Source organism: Pantoea sp. X-Soil-ISGK-355 (assembly GCF_059730805.1).
Genome location: NZ_AP035971.1, coordinates 845034 through 870369, shown reverse-complemented (window position 1 = coordinate 870369; position 25336 = coordinate 845034). Strand labels below are relative to the sequence as shown.

At 54.3% G+C, this 25336-nt stretch carries 21 protein-coding genes; 4 read left to right on the top strand and 17 right to left on the bottom strand.

Features of this window, described 5'->3' with window-relative positions; translation table 11 throughout:
- Window positions 1-5 precede the first annotated feature (5 nt).
- From dnaE to rpsB, 16 genes are all read right to left on the bottom strand, one after another.
- Entirely contained in the window at window positions 6-3488 is a 3483-nt protein-coding gene (gene dnaE / locus AC6I8J_RS03740; RefSeq protein ID WP_161735500.1) for a DNA polymerase III subunit alpha, read from the bottom strand.
- A 31-nt stretch (window positions 3489-3519) separates the two neighbouring features.
- Window positions 3520-4146 (bottom strand): ribonuclease HII, encoded by a 627-nt coding sequence (gene rnhB, locus AC6I8J_RS03735; protein WP_497825103.1) that lies wholly within the window; start codon window positions 4144-4146, stop codon window positions 3520-3522.
- A complete protein-coding gene (lpxB, locus tag AC6I8J_RS03730) occupies window positions 4139-5287 on the bottom strand; it encodes a lipid-A-disaccharide synthase (RefSeq protein WP_497825102.1) in 1149 nt (382 codons plus the stop codon). The genes rnhB and lpxB overlap by 8 nt, the downstream gene beginning before the upstream one ends.
- Window positions 5288-5290: 3 nt before the next feature.
- Window positions 5291-6079, bottom strand: coding sequence for an acyl-ACP--UDP-N-acetylglucosamine O-acyltransferase (gene lpxA, locus AC6I8J_RS03725; protein ID WP_013356847.1), 789 nt, complete (start codon window positions 6077-6079; stop codon window positions 5291-5293).
- A 3-nt stretch (window positions 6080-6082) separates the two neighbouring features.
- On the bottom strand, window positions 6083-6538 hold the full coding sequence (fabZ, locus tag AC6I8J_RS03720; protein WP_003852639.1) for a 3-hydroxyacyl-ACP dehydratase FabZ: 456 nt from the start codon (window positions 6536-6538) through the stop codon (window positions 6083-6085).
- Between the two features lie 152 nt (window positions 6539-6690).
- Window positions 6691-7716: a UDP-3-O-(3-hydroxymyristoyl)glucosamine N-acyltransferase gene (gene lpxD / locus AC6I8J_RS03715; protein ID WP_013356846.1), complete on the bottom strand. Its 1026-nt coding sequence runs from the start codon at window positions 7714-7716 to the stop codon at window positions 6691-6693.
- 3 nt (window positions 7717-7719) lie between these two features.
- Window positions 7720-8217, bottom strand: coding sequence for a molecular chaperone Skp (gene skp, locus AC6I8J_RS03710; RefSeq protein ID WP_003852644.1), 498 nt, complete (start codon window positions 8215-8217; stop codon window positions 7720-7722).
- A 110-nt stretch (window positions 8218-8327) separates the two neighbouring features.
- Window positions 8328-10739, bottom strand: a complete 2412-nt coding sequence (bamA, locus tag AC6I8J_RS03705) for an outer membrane protein assembly factor BamA (protein ID WP_222924509.1) — start codon at window positions 10737-10739, stop codon at window positions 8328-8330.
- Between the two features lie 51 nt (window positions 10740-10790).
- A complete protein-coding gene (gene rseP / locus AC6I8J_RS03700) occupies window positions 10791-12137 on the bottom strand; it encodes a sigma E protease regulator RseP (RefSeq protein WP_161735492.1) in 1347 nt (448 codons plus the stop codon).
- A 12-nt stretch (window positions 12138-12149) separates the two neighbouring features.
- On the bottom strand, window positions 12150-13007 hold the full coding sequence (cdsA, locus tag AC6I8J_RS03695) for a phosphatidate cytidylyltransferase (RefSeq protein ID WP_161735491.1): 858 nt from the start codon (window positions 13005-13007) through the stop codon (window positions 12150-12152).
- Between the two features lie 18 nt (window positions 13008-13025).
- Window positions 13026-13778, bottom strand: coding sequence for a (2E,6E)-farnesyl-diphosphate-specific ditrans,polycis-undecaprenyl-diphosphate synthase (ispU, locus tag AC6I8J_RS03690; protein ID WP_009091989.1), 753 nt, complete (start codon window positions 13776-13778; stop codon window positions 13026-13028).
- A 181-nt stretch (window positions 13779-13959) separates the two neighbouring features.
- Window positions 13960-15156: a 1-deoxy-D-xylulose-5-phosphate reductoisomerase gene (gene ispC / locus AC6I8J_RS03685; RefSeq protein WP_161735489.1), complete on the bottom strand. Its 1197-nt coding sequence runs from the start codon at window positions 15154-15156 to the stop codon at window positions 13960-13962.
- A gap of 111 nt (window positions 15157-15267) precedes the next feature.
- The gene (gene frr, locus AC6I8J_RS03680; RefSeq protein ID WP_161735487.1) at window positions 15268-15825 is read right to left on the bottom strand and encodes a ribosome recycling factor; all 558 of its coding nucleotides are present in this window, start codon (window positions 15823-15825) and stop codon (window positions 15268-15270) included.
- 143 nt (window positions 15826-15968) lie between these two features.
- Window positions 15969-16694, bottom strand: coding sequence for a UMP kinase (gene pyrH, locus AC6I8J_RS03675; protein ID WP_013356840.1), 726 nt, complete (start codon window positions 16692-16694; stop codon window positions 15969-15971).
- Window positions 16695-16851: 157 nt separating this feature from the next.
- Window positions 16852-17703 carry a translation elongation factor Ts gene (gene tsf, locus AC6I8J_RS03670; RefSeq protein WP_497825101.1) on the bottom strand — a complete coding sequence of 284 codons (852 nt, stop codon included), beginning with the start codon at window positions 17701-17703 and terminating at the stop codon, window positions 16852-16854.
- Window positions 17704-17884: 181 nt separating this feature from the next.
- Window positions 17885-18610 (bottom strand): 30S ribosomal protein S2, encoded by a 726-nt coding sequence (gene rpsB, locus AC6I8J_RS03665; protein ID WP_031375276.1) that lies wholly within the window; start codon window positions 18608-18610, stop codon window positions 17885-17887.
- Window positions 18611-18928: 318 nt separating this feature from the next.
- On the opposite strand from rpsB, the gene map reads away from it, so the two are divergent.
- The 4 genes from map (at window position 18929) to AC6I8J_RS03645 (ending at window position 23969) form a co-directional block, all read left to right on the top strand.
- The gene (gene map / locus AC6I8J_RS03660) at window positions 18929-19723 is read left to right on the top strand and encodes a type I methionyl aminopeptidase (RefSeq protein WP_161735485.1); all 795 of its coding nucleotides are present in this window, start codon (window positions 18929-18931) and stop codon (window positions 19721-19723) included.
- 66 nt (window positions 19724-19789) lie between these two features.
- Window positions 19790-22444: a bifunctional uridylyltransferase/uridylyl-removing protein GlnD gene (gene glnD / locus AC6I8J_RS03655; protein ID WP_260059230.1), complete on the top strand. Its 2655-nt coding sequence runs from the start codon at window positions 19790-19792 to the stop codon at window positions 22442-22444.
- An 83-nt stretch (window positions 22445-22527) separates the two neighbouring features.
- Window positions 22528-23352 carry a 2,3,4,5-tetrahydropyridine-2,6-dicarboxylate N-succinyltransferase gene (dapD, locus tag AC6I8J_RS03650; protein ID WP_161735481.1) on the top strand — a complete coding sequence of 275 codons (825 nt, stop codon included), beginning with the start codon at window positions 22528-22530 and terminating at the stop codon, window positions 23350-23352.
- 224 nt (window positions 23353-23576) lie between these two features.
- On the top strand, window positions 23577-23969 hold the full coding sequence (locus AC6I8J_RS03645) for a DUF3461 family protein (protein ID WP_033731626.1): 393 nt from the start codon (window positions 23577-23579) through the stop codon (window positions 23967-23969).
- A gap of 60 nt (window positions 23970-24029) precedes the next feature.
- On the opposite strand, the gene AC6I8J_RS03640 is transcribed toward AC6I8J_RS03645, so the two are convergent.
- Window positions 24030-25187, bottom strand: a complete 1158-nt coding sequence (locus tag AC6I8J_RS03640; RefSeq protein ID WP_013356833.1) for a CdaR family transcriptional regulator — start codon at window positions 25185-25187, stop codon at window positions 24030-24032.
- Between the last annotated feature and the right edge of the window lie 149 nt (window positions 25188-25336).

Below are 25336 nucleotides of genomic sequence, written 5' to 3'. Positions count from 1 at the left end.
CTGTTCTAGTCAAACTCCAGTTCCACCTGCTCCGATCCAATCAACGAGCGCAGATCGTTAAGTAAACGATCGCTGGGCGAAATTCGCCACGCTGCACCAAAGCGCAGCTTCGCTCGCGCGTCGGCTCTCTGATAGTAGAGATGCACCGGAATAGTCCCTGATCGATGGGGTTCCAGGGACTGACGGAGTCGGTTTAATAGCTGGTCATCAATTTGCCTGTCCGTCAGCGAGATAGCAAGTCCGCGCGCGTATTTTTCGCGAGCTTCGTCGATGTCCATGACTTCACGCGCGGTCATTTTAAGCCCACCACTGAAGTCATCAAAGCTGACCTGTCCGCTGACGATCAGGATTCGGTCTTTCTCCAGCAACTGCTGGTATTTATCTAACGCATCGGTAAATAACATCACCTCAAGACGACCGGAGCGATCGTCCAGAGTACAGATACCAATTCGGTTGCCGCGTTTGGTCACCATTACCCGCGCGGCGATCACCAGACCGGCCGCCACGGTAATTTTACCCCGATCGGTAGGATGCATATCTTTCAGCCGCACCCCGCCAACGTAACGCTCAATTTCTTTCAGATACTGATTAATCGGGTGGCCGGTCAGGTACAAGCCCAGCGTTTCCCGTTCACCATCCAGCTGCACCTGCTCAGGCCAGGGTGTGACGCTGGCGTACGATTTCTCAACCTGCTCCGGCTCTTCTGCCAGTACGCCAAACATATCTGCCTGACCAATCGCTTCCGCTTTCGCGTGTTGATCGGCCGCTTTCAGCGCGTCGCTGAGTGCACTCATCAGCGCCGCGCGATGCGGTCCGAGGCGATCAAAGGCCCCGGACATAATCAGTTTCTCCATCACCCGACGGTTGATCTTTTTGGTATCGGTACGGGCGCAGAGATCAAACAGCTCGCGGAAATAGCCGCCTTCGTTACGGGCGTCGATGATCGCTTCGATCGGACCTTCGCCCACGCCTTTGATCGCGCCTATGCCGTACACGATCTCGCCCGCTTCGTTAACATGGAACGGATAGAGACCGGAGTTAATATCGGGCGGCAGGACTTTCAACCCCATCCGCCAGCACTCATCGACCAGGCCGACTACTTTCTCGGTGTTATCCATATCGGCGGTCATAACCGCCGCCATAAACTCAGCCGGATAGTGCGCTTTCAGCCACAGCGTCTGATAGGAGACCAGTGCGTAGGCCGCAGAGTGTGACTTGTTAAAGCCATACCCTGCAAATTTTTCCACCAGATCGAAGATCTTCATCGACAGTTCGCCGTCGATGCCCATGCTTTCGGCACCGTCGCGGAAGACTGAACGCTGTTTAGCCATCTCCTCAGGTTTCTTTTTACCCATGGCGCGACGCAGCATATCTGCACCGCCCAGGGTGTAACCGGACAGGACCTGGGCGATCTGCATCACCTGTTCCTGATAGAGGATGATGCCGTACGTTGGCTCCAGTACTGGCTTCAGGCTTTCATGCTGCCACTGGATGTCGGGATAGGAGATCGCTTCCCGGCCATGCTTACGGTCAATGAAGTTGTCTACCATGCCGGACTGCAGAGGACCAGGACGGAACAGCGCCACCAGTGCGATCATATCTTCGAAGCAGTCGGGCTTAAGACGCTTAATCAGATCTTTCATGCCGCGCGATTCAAGCTGGAACACTGCGGTGGTTTCCGAGCGCTGCAGCATATCGAAGCTTTTCTTATCATCCAGTGGGATCGCGGCGATATCGATCGGCTCGAGTCCCTCTTTTTCCCGGCGCGGGTTGATCATCTTCAGCGCCCAGTCGATGATGGTCAGCGTACGCAGCCCCAGGAAGTCGAACTTCACCAGTCCGGCATATTCCACATCATTTTTATCGAACTGGGTGACCGGGAACTGGCCGTGCTCATCGCAATAGAGCGGCGCAAAATCGGTGATCTTCGTTGGCGCAATGACCACGCCACCCGCATGCTTACCGGCGTTACGCGTCACCCCTTCCAGCTTGCGCGCCATGTCGATGAGCGCTTTCACCTCTTCATCTGCGTCATACATCGCAGGAAGTTGTGGTTCAGCAATAAACGCTTTTTCCAGCGTCATGCCGGGATCGGGCGGGATCAGTTTTGAAATACGGTCAACGAAGCCGTAAGGATGACCCAGCACGCGGCCCACATCGCGGATAACCGCTTTCGCTGCCATGGTGCCGAAGGTAATGATCTGTGAAACCGCTTCACGTCCGTACATATCGGCGACATGTTCGATCACCTGATCGCGCTTCTCCATGCAGAAGTCGACGTCGAAGTCGGGCATTGAGACACGTTCAGGGTTCAGGAAGCGTTCGAACAGCAGGTCAAATTCCAGCGGATCGATATCGGTGATTTTCAACGCATAGGCCACCAGCGAACCCGCACCCGAACCACGCCCCGGTCCGACCGGCACGCCGTTATCCTTGGACCACTGGATGAACTCCATTACGATCAGGAAGTAGCCCGGGAATCCCATCTGGTTGATAACGTTGAGTTCAATTTCCAGACGCTCATCATATTCCGGGCGTTTTTCCGCGCGCTCAGCCTCGTCCGGGAACAGGAACACCAGACGCTCTTCCAGTCCCTCACGGGATTTCACCACCAGATAATCTTCAGTGGTCATGTCGCCGGTCGGGAACTGCGGCAGGAAGTACTCGCCGAGCCGGACCGTGACGTTACAACGCTTAGCAATCTCTACGCTGTTTTCCAGCGCTTCCGGGATGTCCGAGAACAGCTCGCACATCTCTTCTTCGCTGCGCATATATTGCTGAGGACTGTAGTTGCGCGGACGCTTGGGATCATCCAGCGTATAGCCGTCGTGAATCGCAACGCGAATTTCGTGCGCGTCGAAATCTTCTGCGTTGATAAAGCAGACTTCATTGGTGGCGACGACCGGGATGCCCTCGGCAATGGCCAGCTCAACGGCGGCATGCAGATAGCTCTCTTCGTCCTGACGACCGGTGCGGATCAGCTCCAGATAGTAGCGATCGGGGAAATGCTGCTGGTAAAACGACAGACACTGCGACACCAGGGCGTTATTGCCACGCAGCAGGCTGCGGCCCACATCGCCACGCCGTCCGCCCGACAGCAGAATTAATCCTTCCTGCAACTCGATCAGCCAGTCGCGATCGATGATCGGTCCATCCACGCCATAACCACGCTGATAGGCGCGGGAGATCAGCAGCGTCAGATTCTGATAGCCGGTATTACTTGAAGCCAGCACGGTAAGTTGGGTCAGCTCATCCCCCATCAACTCGCTGGCAACGTTGAAATCGGCACCAATGACCGGCTTTATCCCTGCGCTGTGTGCGCCACCGTAAAATTTCACCAGCCCACAAAGGTTAGTGAAGTCGGTAATTGCGATAGCAGGCATGCCAAGGGCAGCTGCCTTCTTGATCAATGGCCCGGTTTTCGCCAGGCCATCAACCATCGAATAGTCACTGTGGACACGCAGATGTATAAAACGGGGTTCAGCCATATCAGTTTCCGGTTAAAACAGCGTCAGGCTATTAAAGCGTAAGGGTCTGGCGGGCAGCCAGTACTTCAGCGTCGAGCAGCGCGTTGCGTACAGGCGCAAAACTGCGACGGTGGTGCGGCGTGGCGCCATACTGCGTCAGTTTTTCCATATGCAGCGCCGTCGGATAACCTTTGTGCTGCGCAAAGCCATACTGCGGGAAAAGCAGATCCAGCTCGGCCATCTCGCGATCGCGCGATACTTTGGCGATGATGGAGGCTGCACTGATTTCGGCCACCAGGCTATCCCCTTTGACGACAGCCTGTGAAGGCATGGGCAGCGCCGGGCAACGATTACCATCAATCAGTACATAGTCGGGCTGGATACTCAGGCCAGCGACCGCGCGCTGCATCGCCAGCATGGTGGCATGCAGGATGTTGAGCTGGTCGATCTCTTCCGGCTCTGCACGTCCCAGACTCCAGGCCAGCGCCTTCTCTTTAATTTCGTCATACAACGACAGGCGGCGCTTTTCCGACAGTTTTTTGGAATCAGCCAGGCCGGAAATCGGATTAGCCGGGTCGAGGATGACTGCAGCAGTGACGACCGCGCCGACCAGCGGACCGCGCCCCACTTCGTCCACACCGGCAATCAGCCTGGCGACAGGATAGATAAAATCAGGCATTCACCAGCTCCAGTACCGCATCCGCTGCCTGCTCATCGGCGTTCCAGCGGATCTGTTGATGTAATTCATGAAACGTCTGCAGCAGGGTTTCGCGCTCAGGCCCGGCATGCAGCAGCGGATCTAAGGCCGCGGCCAGGGCTTCTGGCTGACACTCATCCTGCAGTAACTCTTTGACCAGCTCACGCCCGGCCAGCAAATTTGGCAGCGAGACGTAAGGCGTTTTTACCAGCCGTTTCGCCAGCCAGAACGTGGCCGGCTTCATTCGATAACCGACGACCATAGGGCATTTTGCCAGCATGCACTCCAGTGCGGCAGTACCTGACGCCAGGAGTGCGGCATCACTCGCAATCATCGCTTCACGTCCCTGACCATCCAGCAGATGCATCGGCAGTTCGGGAGCGACGTCGGCTTTGATTTTCTCAAACTGTTCGCGACGACGGGCATTAACCAGCGGCACCACGATTTCCAGCGCCGGATAGTGACGACGCAACAGTTGAGCTGTTTTCAGGAAATCAGCGCTGAGCATTTCCACTTCCGCACCACGGCTGCCGGGCAGCAGGGCCAGACACAGTGCATCATCGGCAATACCGAGATGACGGCGCGCAGCCAGTTTGTCGGGTTGCAGCGGCATGGCATCCGCCATGGTGTGGCCGATAAAGCGACAGGGAACGTTATAGCGATCGTAGAAAGCTTTTTCAAACGGCAGGAAGGCCAGTACCAGATCGGTATTACGACCAATCTTAAACACGCGCTTTTGCCGCCATGCCCACACCGAAGGGCTGACATAGTGGATCGTGCGAATGCCCGTGCGTTTGAGATTGCCTTCCAGCGTGATATTGAAATCGGGCGCATCAATGCCGACAAAGACATCGGGTCTGAGTCCGGTAAAGCGCCGGGTGAGATCGCGGCGGATTGTCAGCAGACGTCGCAGGCGACCCAGCACCTCGACAATGCCCATCACCGCCAGCTCTTCCATCTCATACCAGGCTTCGCACCCTTCAGCCTGCATCAGTGGGCCCGCCACGCCGACAAAGCGTGCATCAGGATGACGGGCTTTCAGGGCACGAATGAGACCCGCACCAAGAATATCGCCGGAGGTTTCTCCGGCGACCAGGGCAATCGTTAAAGGACGCGCTGACATGGATTAACGAATTAATCCACGGGTTGAACGGGTGAAGAAGTCGTAGAAAGGCTGCACTTCGCTGTGCTGCTGCGCGATGGCTTCAATCTCCGGCTTCACTTCTTCCAGCGTTCTGCCGCTGCGGTAGAGCAGCTTGTAGGCGTTGCGAATGGCGTGCAACGACTCTTTGCTGAAGCCACGGCGCTTAAGACCTTCAATATTGATTCCGAACGGCGTCGCGTGGTTGCCCTGCGCAATAACGTAAGGCGGCACATCCTGCGCCACGCCGGAACAGCCACCTACCATCACGTGAGCACCGATGATGCACCACTGATGTACCGCTGTCATGCCGCCAATAATGGCGAAATCATCGACCGTCACGTGACCACCCAGGGTGGCGTTGTTAGCGAAGATACAGCGGTTGCCAATCACGCAGTCATGCGCAATATGGACATTTACCATCAGCAGATTATCGCTGCCCACGGTGGTGACATGGCCCCCCTGCGTGGTGCCGCGATGAATCGTCACGCTTTCACGGATGCGGTTGCGATCGCCGATCTCAACCCGCGTTGGCTCACCGGCATATTTCAGATCCTGATTCACTTCACCAATCGAGGCGAACTGATAGATCTGATTATCTTTACCGATGCGCGTGTGGCCATTAACCACAACGTGTGACTTCAGTACCGTCCCTTCACCGATCTCCACATTCGCGCCAATAAAGCAAAAAGGGCCAATGTGAACGCGGGCGCCAATAACAGCGCCCTCTTCGATGACTGAACTGGGATGGATAGTGGCGGTTGGATCAATCACGAATTATGCCTCCCGGCTACGGGCACACATCATGGTCGCTTCACAAACGATTTTACCATCGACAGTCGCCACGCCTTTAAAGCGGGTCAGACCACGGCGGGTTTTCTCGAAAGTGACTTCCATGATCATCTGATCGCCTGGTACCACAGGGCGCTTGAAACGGGCACTGTCGATACCGGCAAAGTAATAGAGTTCACCTGGTTCCAGTTTACCTACGCTTTTAAACGCCAGAATACCGGTGGCCTGCGCCATCGCTTCCAGTATCAGAACGCCAGGAAAAATCGGTTTACCAGGGAAGTGCCCCTGGAAAAACGGTTCATTAACAGAAACGTTCTTCACTGCACGCAGGTATTTGTGCTCTTCAAATTCCAGCACGCGGTCTACCAATAGAAACGGATAGCGGTGCGGCAGCAGCTCTAAAATCTCTTCAATTTTCAGAGTATGAGTTTCAGTAGTCAAAATACTCTTCCTGTCCTAAAAATCTGATGACGTCAATAACACGGCCTGCACAGATCAAAATGATCTTCCGCAGGCCGCAAATAGGTTCTGTGGCGCCGGGCTTCCCTGCTTAACATTTTTATTATGAAAGCCGGTCAGTTTTGGGATGGCGGTTAGTCGTCTTTGCCGACCTTGCGCTCGATGGCTTTTAAGCGTTTGCTCATATCATCGATGTTCATCACCAGCGCTGCAGTTTTGCGCCAGGTTTTGTTGGGTTGCAGCGGAATGCCTGACGAATAGACACCAGGCTCTGTGATAGGACGCATGACCATACCCATACCGGTCACCGTTACTTTGTCACAGATTTCCATATGGCCGTTAATGACGCTGGCACCGCCAATCATACAGTAACGTCCAATCTTCAGACTACCCGCCATGATCACACCGCCTGCAACCGCAGTATTGTCGCCAATAACTACGTTGTGAGCGATCTGGCACTGGTTGTCTATGATAACACCATTGCCGATCAGAGTGTTATCAAGCGCACCGCGATCGATGGTAGTGCAGGCACCTATTTCGACGCGATCACCGATAATTACCGCGCCTAACTGCGGGATTTTCACCCAGTTACCGCGATCATTGGCGTAGCCAAAACCATCAGAACCGATGACGGTACCTGACTGAATCAGACAATCCTGGCCGATTTCGATCTCGTGATAAACCGAGACGTTGGCCCAGAGGCGGGTTCCGCTGCCGATACGGGTTTTTTTGCCAACAAAGCATCCCGCACCAATGACCACGTTATCACCCAGCTCAACGTCCGCTTCGATCACCGCATTGGCACCAATGGCAACGTTATTGCCAAGTCGGGCTGAGGGATCGATTACCGCGCTTGGGGCGATATTCTGCGCTGGCTGTGGGGTGGTATCGAGTATCTGTGCCATACGCGCATAGGTCAGGTAGGGGTTTTTGACTACCAGGGCTGCGGTTTTGCACCACTCCAGATCCGCTTCCGTCAGCACCACGGCTGAGGCCTTTATCAGGGCGAGTTGCTCGCGGTAACGGCTGTTTGCAAGAAAAGTGATTTGGCCAGTTGTGGCGGATTGCATAGAAGCAATGCCGGAGATGACGATATCGCCATCTCCGTGCAATTCTGCATCCAACTGCTGGGCTAAATCAGCCAGTCGAATAGATGACATGAATTATTTAACCTGTTTCAGCACGTCAGCAGTGATGTCTTTTGCGTTTGATGCATAAGCCACCGCGTTAGCGTCGATCACGACGTCATAACCATCGCTGTCAGCGACTTTCTTAACGGCATCCTGAATACGGCTCAGCAGCTTGTTACGCTCTTCCATCTGACGACGGCGATTATCCTGCTCAAAAGCCTGCGCTTTTGAAGAGAAGGCTTCACGCTGAGACATGACATCTTTTTCCATACGGCTGCGTTCGCTGGCCTTCATGGTAGAACCGTCACGCTGCAGACGCTGCATTTTGGTCTGCAGATCGCGCTCCTGGCTCTGCAACTCAGTTGCACGGCCTTTGAACTCGTTTTCCAGCTGTTTAGCAACAGTCGCACGTTGCGGTAACTGTTGGAAAATGCTGGACACGTTTACCACTGCAATTTTGTCGGCAGCCTGAACACCAGCGGAGACCGCTAAAGCAAGACCCAGACCTGCGGCACACAACAACTTTTTCACTATAAACTCCTTACCATCAACGTTTGTGTCAGCGACACAGTGTTTGCTCCGGAACAGCAACAGGTGCTGCCCGGCAGCAAGACTTCAGCTATGCATCCATGCTCAGAACATTACCAGGTTTTACCAATGTTAAACTGGAACTGCTCTGACTTGTCTCCATCGACTTTCTTAATCGGCTGGGCGTACGAGAACACCAGCGGACCGAGCGGTGACATCCACTGCAGCGCCACACCGCTTGATACGCGGATATTGTTAGGATCGCTGTAGTCGGGAATGTCCGCTGCGCGCGTTTGATCCGTATTTTCCCAATGGGTATCCCACGCGGTACCGGCATCGACAAACACCGAGGTACGCACCGAGTTAGCATACTTTTCGCTCAGGAACGGCGTTGGCGTAATCAGCTCAAGACTGGCAATCGCCATGGCGTTACCGCCCACCGCATCGTCAGACTTACAGACGCCATTCGGATCGGCAATTCGGCAGTTCGACGAGTTGTTATTGTAGTAAGCCGCTTTCGGTCCAATGGTGTTGGACTGGAAGCCACGCACGGTGCTCGAACCACCGGCGTAGAAGTTCTCATAGAACGGCATCTCTTTGCCGTCGAGTCCATCGCCATAACCGACACGACCACGGCCCAGCAGCACCCAGGTACGATCCTGGTTAATCGGCACATACTGCTGAGTGTCCAGCGTGGCCTTATAGAAGCTGTTATCTGAGCCTGGAATCGTTACCTTACCATTCAGGTTGGTACGGTTACCGGATGTCGGGAAGAAGCCGCGGTCCAGCGTGTTGTAAGTCCAGCCGTAGTTAAAGGTGAAGTCATCGGCTGAGAATTCGCCTTTATCATTAAGCTGTTGCGGCTTGTCGACTGAATCCAGATAACGCCACATCGCAACCTGCGGCTGCATGTTTGACAGGTCGTTGTGGACATAGCCAAGACCGACACGCAAGGTGTTGTTTTCGTTAACCGGGAAGCCAAGCGTGCCATCCAGACCATAACTTTTGTTGGTATAGTCAGAAAGGTCCGCATTGTCCGCTTTGAAGTCGTTGTAGAACAGACGACCACCCAGACTCACACCATCAACGGTGAAGTAAGGGTCAGTAAGCGAGAATTCAGCATAGGTCTGATAATCATTTTTGGTCCCGCTGATGCCCACGGTATTACCGGTGCCCAGCCAGTTATCCTGCGTTACCCCGACCTGGAAGCTCACACCACTTTCAGTGCCATAACCGACGCCGAAGTTGAAGGTGCCGGTGTTGCGCTCTTTAACCTTGTAGACCACATCAACCTGGTCCGGCGCACCTGGTACACGCTGCGTATCCACATCAACGGTTTCAAAGTAACCGGTACGGTTCAGACGCTCTTTACCCTGTTCAACCAGATCGCTGCCCAGCCATGCACCTTCCATCTGACGCATTTCGCGACGTAACACCGAATCTTTTGACGTGTCATTGCCTTCGAAACGGACGTTACGCACGTAGTAACGATTGCCCGCATCCACGTTGATATGCAGTTTGACGGTTTTATCGGTGTCATTGATTTCAGGCTGTGTGGCTACGCGCGGATAGGCATAGCCATAGCGGCCCAGCAGTTTCTTGATGTCATCTTCCATTTTCGTGACTTTGGCACCGTTATAAAGCTCGCCTGCCGGAATTTTGGTCAGATGTTCAATTTCTGCTGAATGGCCCGCCATGCTGCCATTGACGATTACACCAGCGATTTTGTACTGATCGCCCTCGGTGATATTCACCGTGATGTAGATGCCTTTTTTATCTGGCGTCAGGCTGACCTGGGTCGAATCGATGTTGAAGCGTGCATAACCGCGATCCAGATAGAAGCTGCGCAGGGTTTCGAGGTCGCCCGCCAGTTTCTGCTTCTGGTATTTACGATCGCCCACCACGTTCCACCATGGCACTTCATCGCGCAGCTGGAAGCGGGAGATCAGTTCATCTGAGCTGAAGGCTTTATTACCGACGATGTTGATCTGCTGAATTTTGGCAGAGACACCTTCCGTAAAGACCAGCTTCAGATCAACGCGGTTACGCGGCAGTGGCGTGACCACGGCTTTCACGTTAGCGGTATATTTACCGACGCTGTAATAGAAGTCTTCAAGTCCCTTCTCGATAGAAGAGATAGTAGTACGGTCCAGCGCTTCGCCGACACGGACGCCTGAAGCTTCCAGATTTTGTTTGAGCTGATCCTCTTTCACCGCTTTGTTACCGGTGAAGGTAATGCTGGCAATGGTAGGACGTTCTTTGACCTGGACAATCAGCGTTGTACCGTCTCGCAGGACCTGAACATCCTCAAAGTTGCCAGTAGCGAACAGCGAGCGAATGGTATTTCTGACATCATCGTCATTCACCGTATCGCCAACCCGTACTGGCATGCTCAGCAGAGCCGCGCCGACGGCGACTCGCTGCAGCCCTTCGAAATGAATATCCTTCACCACGAAATCGTCTGCACCGTAAACGGTGGCGCTGCTAAACAGCAGCGACGCTATGAGCAACTTTTTCATCGCCATCGTTGTTATGCGTTTTCCTAACACATCCCTCGAATGTTCGCGTTCCAGCGGTTACAAACGTGAGAAATCATTGAAAAGTGCAAGCCCCATTAACAGCACCAGCAAAATTGAGCCGATGCGATAACTAAAGTCCTGAACTCGCTCGGACACCGGTCCACCTTTGATCTTTTCGATCGCCAGGAACAGCAGGTGCCCACCATCTAAAACCGGCAAAGGGAACAGGTTGATAATGCCCAGGTTGACGCTAATCAACGCCAGGAACATCAGGTAATAAATCAACCCATATTCTGCTGACAACCCTGCACCCTGCGCAATCGAGATTGGCCCGCTCAGATTGTTCAGCTTCACATCACCGGTTATTAACTTGCCCAGCATGGAAACGGTGAGCTTCATCAGCTGCCAGGTTTTTACACTGGCCTCACCGATAGCCGCAAACGCGCCATACTGCCTTACCGTCTTGTACTCTTCGGGCAGCGGAACAATGCGCGGAATCACACCCGCAAAGCCCGCTGTCGTGCCAGCTTTCGCTTCTGGCGTCATCGTCAGCGCAATTGACTCACCGCCGCGATCCACCTCAAGCGTCATGCTTTTGCCGGGATTGTCCCGGACCTGGGTCACAAATGTCTGCCACTGCGATAATGGCTGACCATCGACTTTAACGATCCTGTCGCCTGCTTGCAAACCGGCTTCACTGGCTGGCGAATTCGCCTGTACTTCTGCCAGTGTGGTCTCAATTTGCGGACCGCGAGGCTGAATGCCTAATGCGACGACCGGATCCTGCTTATCAGGCTCAAACTGCCAGTTACGCAAATCCAGCTGCTTCTGCTGAGTCGCATCCTCGCCAAATCGTGCCACCGTTAACGTGGTGCTGCTGTCGCCGATTTTACCCACCAGCGCCATACGCACAGCATCCCAGTCAGGCGTTTCGATACCGTCAACGGCCTTAAGTTCCATGCCGGGCGCAATTTGCGCTTCCGCAGCCACCGAACCGTTTAAAATTTCACCGATCACCGGGCGCACACCCGGCACGCCGTGAATAAACACAACCCAGTAAGCAAAGATGGCAAAGAGGAAGTTAGCGACAGGACCTGCCGCGATGATGGAGGCGCGTTGCCAGACAGCTTTATTATTAAAAGCCTGATGACGCAGCTCGGCTGGTACGCTTTCGACACGTTCGTCGAGCATTTTAACGTAGCCACCAAGGGGAATCAGCGCGATGACAAATTCCGTGCCGTGGCGGTCACGGCGCTGCCAGAGCGACTTACCAAACCCAATGGAAAAGCGCTCAACTTTGACGCCACAGCGACGAGCGACCCAGAAATGGCCAAACTCATGAACGGTAATCAACACGCCCAGCGCAACGATAAAGGCGAAGAAACTCCAGATTATGCTCAACATCTTTGCCTGTCCTTAAAGGGTGCGGAACACCAGCAGCAATAAACAGGCAAACACCGGCACCGCCGCAGTCAGACTATCAATACGATCAAGAATGCCGCCGTGACCAGGAATCAGATTACCACTGTCTTTGATGCCCGCTTCACGTTTAAACATGCTCTCAGTGAGGTCGCCCAGCACGGAGGCCAGCGTCGCGATAATCGCGCAAATCACCAGCGTACCGGTGGAAACCGTCAGTGGCGCCAGCGTCGCAAACAGCACTGCAATCAGCGCCGAGGTGACCAGACCGCCCAGGAAGCCTTCCCAGGTTTTGCCTGGTGAGACCTTTGGCGCCAGCTTGTGCTTGCCGAACATCTTGCCAAACATATAGGCACCTGAATCCGCTCCCCACACCAGCAGCAACACAAACAGCAGCCACCAGGCACCGGCGAAGTGGTCGGTGTCATAGTGATACTGGCGCAGCGCCACCATGCCCCAGAAAAACGGGACCAGCGTTAATACGCCAAACAGTAAGCGAAGGGGACGCGAATGGCGCCAGAAGGCCGCAGAAGCGGGATAGGAGAGCACCAGCAGCAGTGCAGCGCCCCACCACACCAGCGACGCCCAAAGCGATGTCGCGATCTGTGGCAGATGCACCGTATGTTGATAAGGTGGCAGCGTAAACTGCATCAGCGCCAGCAGCAGACCACAAAGTACAGCCAGCCAGACGCGCTGTTGCCGTGATGCCATGCCTGCAAACTGACCCCATTCCCAGGCGGCCAGCATACAGATAACGATGGTAGTGAGAGCAAAGCCCACAGGTGGTAACCAGAACAGTGCAGCGATTACCAGCGGAATTAATATCAACGCGGTAATCAGACGAGACTTCAGCAAAGGTTACCCCCAGATTGCTCAGGCGCCGCCTGGTGCAGCGCCGCCAAAACGACGCTCCCGCAGAGAGAATGCATTCAGTGCACCTTCAAAAACGTGTTCATCGAAATCCGGCCAGAGCACATCGGTAAAATAGAATTCAGCATAGGCAATTTGCCACAGCAGGAAGTTGCTAATCCGATGCTCTCCCCCGGTCCTTATCACTAAATCCACTGGCGCCAGCTCCTGCATACAGAGCTGCGACGTCAGGCTCTCTTCGGTAATCTGGTCAGGACGCAGTAATCCTTCCTGCACCTGCTCAGCCAGTTTTTTCACGCCTTCGATAATATCCCAACGGCCGCCATAGTTGGCAGCAATGTTGAGCGTCAGGCCACTATTATTTGCGGTCAGCGTCTCAGAACGGCGAATACGTTCCTGAATACGCGGGCTGAAACGGCTGGTATCGCCAATGACGCGTAAGCGAACATTGTGTTTGTGCAGGCTTTTAACTTCGCTGTCGAGCGCCCAGACAAACAGTTCCATTAACGCGGTGACTTCCTGTGCCGGACGGCTCCAGTTTTCACTGCTGAAGGCGTAAAGCGTCAGGGCTTCAAGATTGTTGCTGACCGCAAAGCTGACGGCACGGCGCACCGATTTAACGCCCGCTTTGTGGCCTGAAATGCGCAATTTTCCCTGATTTTTGGCCCAGCGACCGTTGCCATCCATGATGATAGCGACATGGCGCGGACCGTTTCCCTGCTGGTCATCAGTGTTGTTGTGATTGTTAGACGACATAACGCTTAACCAATTCCTTTCATCAGAAATGCTGTGGTTTCTGAATACATTGCGCCCGGTTCAAATCCCGACACGCTTTTGGTGCCGGGCCACACCGAATTCGGTGACAGACCGTGAAACGCGAGCCAGCGACTATACCATTTTCACCTGAAGCGAACAAATGGCCTCATAACGATCGGCTTCACGACGTGAAGCGCGGCAACATTTCTGCCGCCAGCGCGCGCGAGGAGCGATCAATTTCAAGGACAGCGTCCACCGAATCCGGCTCCGGACACACTTGTGCCGCCATCACCGCGCTATTAAGCGCCGCGATGTCGGTGAAGCGGATCTGGTGATTCAGGAAAGCCGCGACGGCAACCTCGTTGGCTGCATTCAGCGTGGTGGTCGCCGCCTGCCCTGCCTCACAGGCATCAATGGCCAGCTTCAGGCAGGGATAGCGACTAAAATCAGGTTCTGCAAAGCTCAGCGCCGACATGCGGGTAAAATCCAGCGGCGTCACGCCTGCTTTGATGCGCGAAGGCCACGCCATGCTATGGGCAATGGGCGTACGCATATCGGGAGAACCTAACTGAGCCAGCACGCTGCCATCGCAGTATCGCACCATGGAGTGAATCACCGACTGTGGGTGAAGGATTACTTCCATCTGCGCTGCGCTGGCATTAAACAACCAACGGGCTTCAATGTACTCAAGACCTTTATTCATCATGGTGGCCGAATCGACGGAGATTTTTCTCCCCATCGACCAGTTCGGATGTGCACAGGCCTGATCTGGCGACATGGCGCTGAGATCTGCTAAATCTGTGTCACGAAAAGGACCACCCGATCCCGTAAGGATAATTGACTCAATGCCATTATCCCGCAGGTCAGCGTAACCTAACTGATGCTGGATGGTAGCCGGTAAACTCTGAAAAATGGCGTTATGCTCGCTGTCGACCGGTAGTAACTGCGCGTTATGATGACGCACCGCCTCCATAAACAAACGGCCGCAGGTGACAAGCGATTCTTTGTTGGCCAGCAGCACCGTTTTACCGGCGCGAATGGCGGCCAGCGTTGGCAGTAAACCTGATGCACCGACAATGGCCGCCATCACCTGATCCACCTCATCCAGCGCAGCCAGCTCACAGGCTGCCTGAACGCCGGAGAGCACTTCAGTATTGACCCTGATTGCTCTCAGTCGCTCACGTAGCGCAGCGGCAGAAGCCTCGTCTGCCATGCAGGCGTAGCGTGGCGTAAAGGCCGCACACTGTTCGGCCATCAGCGCCACGTTATGGCCGGCAACCAGCGCCGTAATCTGATAAAGCTCTGGGTTGGCGCGAACCACCGCCAGCGTACTGGTGCCGATCGAGCCGGTGGATCCCAGCAGAGTTAATCGCTTCATGAGGCTATCCGTGTGAAGTCAGCGTGCCCGCAGGCACAATGTAAAACGCCGCCAGATGTCGCATTCATATGAATACCTCTCTGTACGGCGTTTTGTCCGGCAGTGATGGAATCAGAAATCCATCAACTCCGTCTCTTTTTCTGACAGTGCAGCATCAACTTTCTTGATGTACGCATCGGTCATTTTTTGCACTTCGTCCTGCGCACGACGTTCGTCGTCTTCACTGATTTCTTTATCTTTCAGCAGCGCTTTGATTTTATCGTTGGCATCGCGACGGACGTTACGTACCGACACACGGCCCTGCTCGGCTTCGCCGCGCACGATTTTAATCAGATCTTTACGACGCTCTTCTGTCAGCGCTGGCAGCGGAACACGGATGTCAGTACCGGCTGAACTTGGGTTCAGACCGAGATCAGACTTCATGATCGCTTTTTCGACTGCCGGACTCAGTGAACGATCAAACACGTTGATTTTCAGCGTGCGTGAATCTTCCACAGTGACAGAAGCCAGCTGACGCAGTGGCGTCGGCGTGCCGTAATATTCGACGACGATGCCGTCGAGCAGCGTAGGTGACGCACGACCGGTGCGCACTTTGCTGATGGTCGTTTTGAATGCTTCAACGCATTTTTCCATGCGCGTGTCAGCATCTTTTTTGATGTCGTTAATCACGTTGAAACCCTTGGATTCGGTTTGACCTGGCCAGTTCCGGCATAACCGGAAGCGGGATCGATAATCATCGATAATCCTGACTGGTGCGCGATGCATTCTCATCGCGCTGACAGAATATACCTTATTTTATCTCGCCTCGGGTATTAATGCGTAATCAGGGTACCTTCTTTTTCACCCATCACTACGCGACGCAGTGCGCCAGGTTTATTCATGTTGAAAACACGGATAGGTAATTTGTGGTCACGCGCCAGGGTAAAGGCCGCCAGATCCATCACTTTCAGCTCTTTATCCAGGACTTCGGCATAGGTCAGTTGATCATACAGTGTCGCATCCGGGCTTTTCACCGGATCGGCAGAGTAGACGCCGTCAACTTTGGTCGCCTTCAGTACCACGTCCGCTTCAATCTCAATGCCGCGCAGACACGCCGCAGAGTCGGTGGTAAAGAATGGGTTGCCGGTACCGGCGGAGAAGATGACGACGCGGTTGTTACGCAGCAGGCTGATCGCTTCTGCCCAGCTGTAGTTGTCACAGACGCCATTCAGTGGAATCGCTGACATCAGGCGTGCATTCACATAGGCGCGGTGCAGTGCATCACGCATCGCCAGGCCGTTCATCACGGTCGCCAGCATACCCATGTGGTCACCTACGACACGGTTCATCCCTGCCTGCTGCAGGCTCGCGCCGCGGAACAGGTTCCCTCCGCCAATTACCACGCCAACCTGGATGCCCAGCTCAACCAGCTCTTTTACCTCTTGTGCCATGCGGTCAAGCACACTCGCGTCGATACCAAAACCTTCAGCGCCTTGCAGAGCTTCGCCGCTGAGTTTAAGCAGGATACGTTGATAAACAGGTTTTGCGTTGGTCGCCATGGTCAGTTCTTCCTGGAAGATTGGGTGTAAAGGAGAAGTAAATTCTGATCGATCATCCGCTTACCGCAAAGAAAATGCTATTGGGATGAAACTGAAAACGTGTCTGTTGCGATTCACAGACAAAAAAGAACCGCCATCTGGCGGTTCTTTCAGAGCATTAAGACTGTTTGGACATTGCTGCAACTTCTGCAGCGAAGTCAGACTCAACTTTCTCGATGCCTTCGCCCACTTCGAAGCGGATGAAGTTGATGACGTCAGCGCCCTGCTCTTTCAGAGCCTGGCCAACGGTTTTGCTTGGGTCGATAACGAAAGCCTGCCCCGTCAGAGAGACTTCACCGGTGAATTTCTTCATACGGCCTTCAACCATCTTCTCTGCGATCTCTTTTGGCTTGCCAGACTGCATCGCGATGTCCAGCTGAACCTGGTACTCTTTATCAACCACGTCAGCAGAAACGTCTTCTGGCTTAACGAATTCAGGCTTGCTCGCTGCAACGTGCATCGCGATCTGTTTGATCAGATCTTCGTTAGCGCCTTTCGCTGAAACCAGAACGCCGATACGCGCGCCGTGCAGGTAGCTGCCCAGCTCTGCGCCTTCCAGGATTGCAACGCGACGGATGTTGATGTTCTCACCGATTTTCGCAACCAGTGCAACGCGCTCTTCTTCGAACTGCGCTTTCAGGACTTCAACGTCAGTGACGCGATCAGCGGCAGCCGCATCCAGAACTTTGTCTGCGAACGTCTGGAAACCGCCATCTTTTGCTACGAAGTCAGTCTGGCAGTTCACTTCCAGAATCACGCCGTAGTCGCCAACGATTTTGGTTTTGATTACGCCATCAGCAGCAACGTTGCCTGCTTTTTTCGCTGCTTTGATTGCGCCAGACTTACGCATGTTCTCAATCGCCAGCTCAATGTCGCCGTTCGCTTCAGTCAGCGCTTTTTTGCAATCCATCATGCCAGCGCCAGTACGCTCGCGCAGTTCTTTTACCAATGCAGCGGTAATGTCAGCCATTCCAGAATCCTCGGTTCGTGCCTGTGTACATAGGTACCTGCAGACACTTATTTGCGGAAAATTTACTCTGTCCCGCCGTCCGGTTGGGGGCGTAACAGACTGAGATAAATAAAGGGGCCACTATAGGCCCCTTACAGATCACATCTGAATGCTAAGGGCTCTTATGCAGAGCAAACCTTAATTAAGCGTTTTCTAAAGACGCTTCTTCAGCTTGCTCAGCCAGGTCCTGAGAGCGGCCTTCGCGAACGGTGGTCGCAACGGCAGTCAGGTACAGGTTTACAGCACGGATCGCATCGTCGTTACCTGGGATAACGAAATCAACGCCATCTGGATCTGAGTTGGTATCAACGATAGCAAATACCGGGATACCCAGGTTGTTTGCTTCTTTGATTGCGATATGTTCGTGGTCAGCATCAACAACAAACAGCGCGTCTGGCAGACCGCCCATGTCTTTGATACCGCCCAGGCTGTTTTCCAGCTTGGCCAGCTCACGCGCACGCATCAGCGCTTCTTTTTTGGTCAGTTTGTCGAAAGTACCATCCTGAGACTGAGTCTCCAGATCTTTCAGACGTTTGATTGACTGACGCACGGTTTTCCAGTTAGTCAGCATGCCACCTAACCAGCGGTGGTTTACGAAGAACTGGTCGCAGCTCAGTGCAGACTCTTTTACCGCTTCAGCAGCAGCGCGCTTAGTACCTACGATCAGGATCTTACCTTTACGGGAAGCGATCTTGTTCAGTTCAGCCAGAGCTTCGTTGAACATAGGAACCGTTTTTTCCAGGTTGATGATGTGAACCTTGTTACGAGCACCAAAGATGAATGGCTTCATTTTTGGGTTCCAGTAACGGGTCTGGTGACCGAAGTGAACACCAGCCTGGAGCATGTCGCGCATGGAAACAGTTGCCATGATAAAACCTCTAAAGTTTGATTGGGGTTGGGCCTCCATGTATCCCATACGACCGACCTCTTTCAAGGCACCCCGGCGTATGTGTCGATACATGTGTGTTTTAGTACACATAATGAGAGTTATGCGTTTCCTGCTGACCGAAACGGCCATACAGAGAATCGTCGGCGCGCTTTATACCACAACCAGCCCAGTGACGCCAATAAATGATCGCTGACAGAGGCCAGCGCGTTCTCTATTTGGCAGCCCATTTGCTGGCTGCTAACATGGCAGCACAGAACTTATTATTGTCGAAAACTTCGACAACTGCGGATTAATTTAATGGCAATTTCAATTAAAACCCCTGAAGAAATCGAAAAAATGCGCGTCGCGGGCCGAATGGCCGCTGAAGTGCTGGAGATGATCGAACCTTACGTGAAACCGGGTGTGACCACCGGTGAGCTGGACCGCATCTGCCACGAGCATATTACCCAAAAGCAACAGGCAATCTCTGCCTGCCTCGGCTATCACGGCTTTCCAAAGTCGGTCTGCATCTCCGTTAACGAAGTGGTGTGCCACGGCATTCCCAGCGATGATCGCCCGTTAAAAGATGGCGATATCGTCAATATTGATGTCACCGTGATTAAAGATGAGTACCACGGCGACACCTCAAAGATGTTTATCGTCGGCAAGCCGACCATTCAGGGTGAACGCCTGTGCCGCGTCACGCAGGAGAGCCTCTATCTTTCCCTGCGCCTGATTAAGCCTGGCATTCGTCTGCGCGAGCTGGGCCGGGCTATCCAGAAGTATGTGGAAGCGAACGACTTCTCTGTCGTGCGTGAATATTGCGGTCATGGCATCGGCAAAGGCTTCCACGAAGAGCCGCAGGTGCTGCATTACGATGCCGATGATAGCGGCGTGGTACTGCAGGCGGGCATGACCTTTACGGTAGAACCGATGGTCAATGCCGGTGATTACCGCATCCGCACAATGAAAGATGGCTGGACGGTAAAAACCAAAGATCGCAGCTTGTCCGCACAGTATGAGCATACTATTGTGGTGACGGAAAACGGCTGTGAGATTTTAACCCTGCGTAAAGATGACACGATCCCTGCCGTGCTCGTTGCTGAAGGGTAATTTTCCTCACACAGATCAAGCCGGCGATGAGCCGGCTTTTTTTTGGCTAAAAAAGAGAAGAGCTGCATGAGTGTGAGTCTGTCAGAAGAGGTAAAAAACGGTCTGGTCGATTCGCCGGCCGAATGGGGTGACGACCAGCTGACCCGCGACATTCTGAAGCCGCGGCTGGAGCAGTTTCAGCAGCATCTGGCTGCCGCATTTGATACCGGTGAAGCCGTTGAGCCGCTGATTGATGCGCGTACCCTGTTTATTGACCGGCTACTACGTCGCCTGTGGCGCTTCTTTGGCTTTGATGCGATGCCCTCTATCGCGCTGGTCGCCGTGGGCGGCTATGGCCGTGCCGAACTGCATCCGCTCTCTGATATTGATGTGCTAATCCTTAGTCGACAGCCGCTGGACGAACAGGCCGCACAGCGCACCAGCGATCTGCTGACGCTGATGTGGGACCTCAGGCTGGAAGTAGGCCATAGCGTCCGCACGCTGGAAGAGTGTCTGCTGGAAGGACTGTCAGACCTTACCGTTGCCACTAACCTGATTGAGTCGCGGATGCTGACCGGAGACGTGGCGCTGTTTCTGGAGCTGCAGAAAAACATCTTCAGTGACGGCTTCTGGCCCTCATCCACCTTCTTTGCCGCCAAAATTGAAGAACAGCAGGAACGCCACACGCGTTACCACGGTACCAGCTATAACCTAGAGCCGGACATCAAGAGTAGTCCGGGTGGTCTGCGCGATATCCATACGCTGCAGTGGGTCGCCCGACGCCATTTTGGTGCCACAACGCTGGATGAGATGGTTGGCTTTGGTTTCCTCACCGACGCGGAGCGCAGCGAACTCAACGAATGCCAGGAATTTCTCTGGCGCATCCGCTTTGCCCTGCACCTCTCCCTGCCACGCTATGATAACCGCCTGCTGTTTGATCGCCAGCTCAGCGTGGCACAGCGCCTGAATTACCAGGGTGAAGGCAATGAGCCGGTCGAGCGGATGATGAAAGATTTCTATCGCGTCACGCGGCGCATCGGCGAACTGAATCAGATGCTGCTGCAGCTGTTTGATGAGGCGATTCTGGCGCTCTCTACCAGCGAAAAACCGAGGCCTGTCGATGACGATTTCCAGCTGCGTGGCGATTTGATCGACCTGCGTGACGAAACGCTGTTCACCCGCGAACCGCAGGCAATTCTGCGCATGTTCTATGTCATGGTGCGTAACGACAGCATTAAAGGGATCTACTCCACTACCCTGCGTCATCTGCGCCATGCGCGTCGTCATCTTAAACAACCGCTGTGTCAGATTCCGGAAGCGCGACGCACCTTTATGTCGATTCTGCGCCATCCCGGCGCGGTCAGCCGGGCGCTGGTGCCGATGCACCGTCACAGCGTGTTATGGGCTTACACGCCGCTGTGGGGCCATATCGTCGGGCAGATGCAGTTCGATCTGTTCCACGCCTACACCGTGGATGAGCACACTATCCGCGTGCTGCAGAAGCTGGAAAGCTTTGCCAATGAAACCACGCGTCCGCAGCATCCGCTGTGCGTAGAGTTATGGCCGCGTCTGCCGCAGCAGGAGCTGTTGCTGATGGCAGCACTGCTGCACGACATTGCCAAAGGGCGCGGCGGCGATCACTCTATTCTCGGCGCACAGGATGCGCTCGATTTCGCTGAAATGCATGGCCTGAACTCGCGTGAAACGCAGTTGGTGGCCTGGCTGGTTCGCCATCATCTGCTGATGTCGGTGACGGCGCAACGGCGCGATATTCAGGACCCGACGGTGATCCAGCAGTTCGCTGAGATGATGCAGAATGAGAACCGGCTGCGCTATCTGGTTTGCCTGACCGTCGCCGATATCTGCGCCACCAACGAAAGCCTGTGGAACAGCTGGAAGCAGAGCCTGCTGCGCGAGCTGTTTTTCGCCACCGAGAAGCAGTTGCGACGCGGCATGGAAAACAGTCCGGACCTGCGTGAGCGGGTGCGTCACCATCGTCTGCAGGCACTGGCGCTGCTACGGATGGACAATATCGATGAAGAGCGCCTGCACCAGATCTGGAATCGCTGCCGCGCAGATTATTTCCTGCGCCACACGCCTAATCAGATTGCATGGCATGCCCGCCACTTACTGGTTCACGATCTGAAGAAACCGATGGTGCTGGTCAGCCCGCAGGCCACGCGCGGCGGAACCGAAATTTTCATCTGGAGCCCCGATCGTCCGCACCTGTTTGCCGCCGTAGCTGGAGAACTCGACCGCCGCAACCTCAGCGTCCACGACGCGCAGATCTTTACCAGCCGCGACGGCATGGCCATGGACACCTTTATTGTGCTGGAACCGGATGGCAGCCCACTGTCGCCGGATCGCCATCCGATGATCATTCAGGCGCTGGAGCAGGCGATCACCCAGTCTGACTGGGTGCCGCCGCGTACCCGCCGTCCGTCAGCCAAACTCCGGCATTTCAGCGTGGATACAGAGGTCAATTTCCTGCCGACGCATACCGATCGTCGCAGCTACCTGGAGCTGGTGGCGCTGGATCAGCCTGGTCTGCTGGCGCGAGTCGGTGAAGTCTTTGCCGATCTCGGTGTGTCGCTGCACGGCGCACGCATCAGCACCATCGGCGAGCGGGTCGAAGATTTGTTTATTCTGGCCAACAGTGAACGTCAGGCGCTGGATGAAGAAATGCGTAAAGCGTTGCAACAACGGTTGACAGAGGCCCTTAATCCAAACGATAAAGTGTGACCAGACTCGATTTGTAAACATTAATCTCTTTACTTGTGTCGGGTTATTGCCCGGCATCGCACATGACAGATCAGGAAAAAAATATGCAACAGTTACAGAGCGTTATTGAATCCGCCTTCGAACGTCGCGCTGACATCACACCTGCCAGCGTTGACAGCGAAACCCGTGATGCCATCAACCAGGTGATCTCTCTGCTGGACAGCGGTGAGCTGCGCGTTGCTGAGAAGATCGACGGCGAGTGGGTAACGCATCAGTGGCTGAAGAAAGCAGTGCTGCTCTCTTTCCGCATCAATGACAATCAGGTAATGGAAGGTGCAGAAACCCGCTTTTACGACAAAGTGCCGATGAAGTTTGCCGGCTGGGATGAAACGCGTTTCAAAGCCGCAGGCTTCCGCGTCGTGCCGCCTGCGGCTGTGCGTCAGGGTGCCTATATCGCCCGCAACACGGTGCTGATGCCTTCTTACGTCAACATTGGCGCCTTCGTGGATGAAGGCACCATGGTAGACACCTGGGCGACTGTTGGCTCCTGTGCGCAAATTGGTAAAAACGTTCACCTTTCTGGCGGCGTGGGTATCGGTGGCGTGCTGGAACCGCTGCAGGCCAACCCGACCATTATCGAAGACAACTGCTTCATTGGCGCACGCTCTGAAATCGTTGAAGGCGTGATTGTTGAAGAAGGCTCAGTGATCTCAATGGGCGTTTACATCGGTCAGAGTACTAAAATTTATGACCGCGAAACAGGCAAAGTACATTATGGTCGTGTGCCTGCTGGTTCCGTCGTAGTTTCAGGTAACCTGCCGTCCAAAGATGGCAGCTACAGCCTCTACTGTGCTGTGATCGTGAAGAAAGTGGATGCGAAAACGCTGGGAAAAACCGGTATCAACGAACTGCTGCGCACCATCGACTGATTGAACTGACGGGCTGGAAACCAGCCCGTCATCTTTTCTTTACACTCATTACCCAATAACATGCTTCGCGCCGCGAATTAACTGGTGCGTTTAGTTTTTATCCAGGTCATAATCCGCGCCAGTTAAATCCTGTCGCGCAATGTTCATCCCGCTTATTTATGTCTACAGTTGACGGACGTCATGAACAAGTCTGCGCGCTTCTCACTTTTGATGGAAACAACGCTATGTATGACAATCTGAAAAGCTTAGGTATCAGTAACCCGGACGACATTGACCGCTACAGCCTGCGTCAGGAAGCCAATAACGACATTCTGAAGATCTACTTCCGTAAAGATAAAGGCGAGTTTTTCGCGAAGAGCGTTAAATTCAAATATCCGCGCCAGCGCAAAACTGTCGTTGCCGATCACGCGACTCAGGGCTACAAAGAAGTTCAGGAAATCAGCCCGAATCTGCGTTATGTCATCGATGAACTGGACCAGATTTGCCAGCGCGATCAGGTTGAAGTGGATCTGAAACGCAAAATTCTGGATGACCTGCGTCATCTGGAAAGCGTGGTCGCCCACAAGATCTCAGAAATTGAATCGGACCTCGAAAAATTAACCCGTAACAGCCGTTAATGTCCTGTCTGACAAGAGAGGCCAGCTTTGCTGGCCTTTTTTATGCCGCAAATCTTCTCCCTACCCCTGCTCATCCAGTTGCAAAGCCACATAGAGCAGTAGCCTGTCGTCAAAATGACCCAGATTCAGTCCGGTCAGCTCAGAAATCCGGTTCAGGCGGTACTCCAGCGTATTACGATGAATGAACAGCGCACGTGCGGTAGCGCTCGGCTGGACGTTATGGGTGAACCAGGCGATTAACGTGCGGCGCAGCAAACCGTTGTTATCCATGCTCTTGAGCTTCGCCAGCGGCCGGGCCAGCTCATTGGCCTGCCAGCCGCCGCGCAGGCTGTCGAGCAGCACCGGCAGCACCAGATCCTGATAAAAATAGCTGCGTACTTCAGGCATACGCTGCTTGCCCACCATCATGGTGGTGCGCGCCGTCCGATAAGAACGTGCAATGCTGCCCGGCCCGGTAAAGAAGTTACCCAGCGCGATACGCATCCGAAGATGACCACTCTCTTTCATCCGCTGCAGCAGCTGCTCGACGCGGCGGCGATGATCATCCTGATCGTAACGTCCATGCCCATTCAGGGCCGGTTTCAGCACCACCATTTCGGTCAGTGACACAATAGCGATCAGATTATCGCGCTCCGGTGTGGTCAGCAGCGTTTGCAACTGCTGTAGCTCTGACATCGCGCTGTCGACGCCAAGCTGACCGCTATCCACCTCCAGAACGGCCACCACACGCGGTTGATTGAGATCGATGCCAAGCCGCTGAGCCCATTCGGTCAGCTGTGGCGACAGGGTATCGCTGCGGATGAGATTCAGCACCAGCTCTTCACGCAGACGGCTGTCCTGTGCCAGCATATGCAGAAGCCGTGCCTGCTCCAGCATCATCTCTGCGGTCATGCAGACCAGCTCGCCATAATGCCGCAATGCCAGCGGCTCGCCGGTCAGGCCAATCACCCCGACGATGTCACCATCAATGCGCAGCGGCAGGTTAATGCCGGGCCGTACGCCATGAAGGTGTTTAGCCACGGCTTCATCGATGTCGACTACGCGGCCCTGCGAAAGCACCAGTAGCGCACCTTCGTGCAACTCCCCAATGCGTTCCCGGTCACCGCTGCCGATAATGCGGCCCCGCGCATCCATCACATTGACATTGCTGTCAATAATTTTCATGGTGCGCGCCACGATATCCTGTGCCAGCCGGGCATCAAGGTGATAGGTAGCCATCCATTACTCCTGAAAAAGAGGGGGAGAAACAGAATACGCATGGAAAGCAGGCAGAACATTGTGCATTTGCACAGAGCCAGGCGGTCATTTGCCGAATTTGCGGTGAGCATCACACTCTGCCAGGGCAAATGCCGGGCATAAAAAAGGCG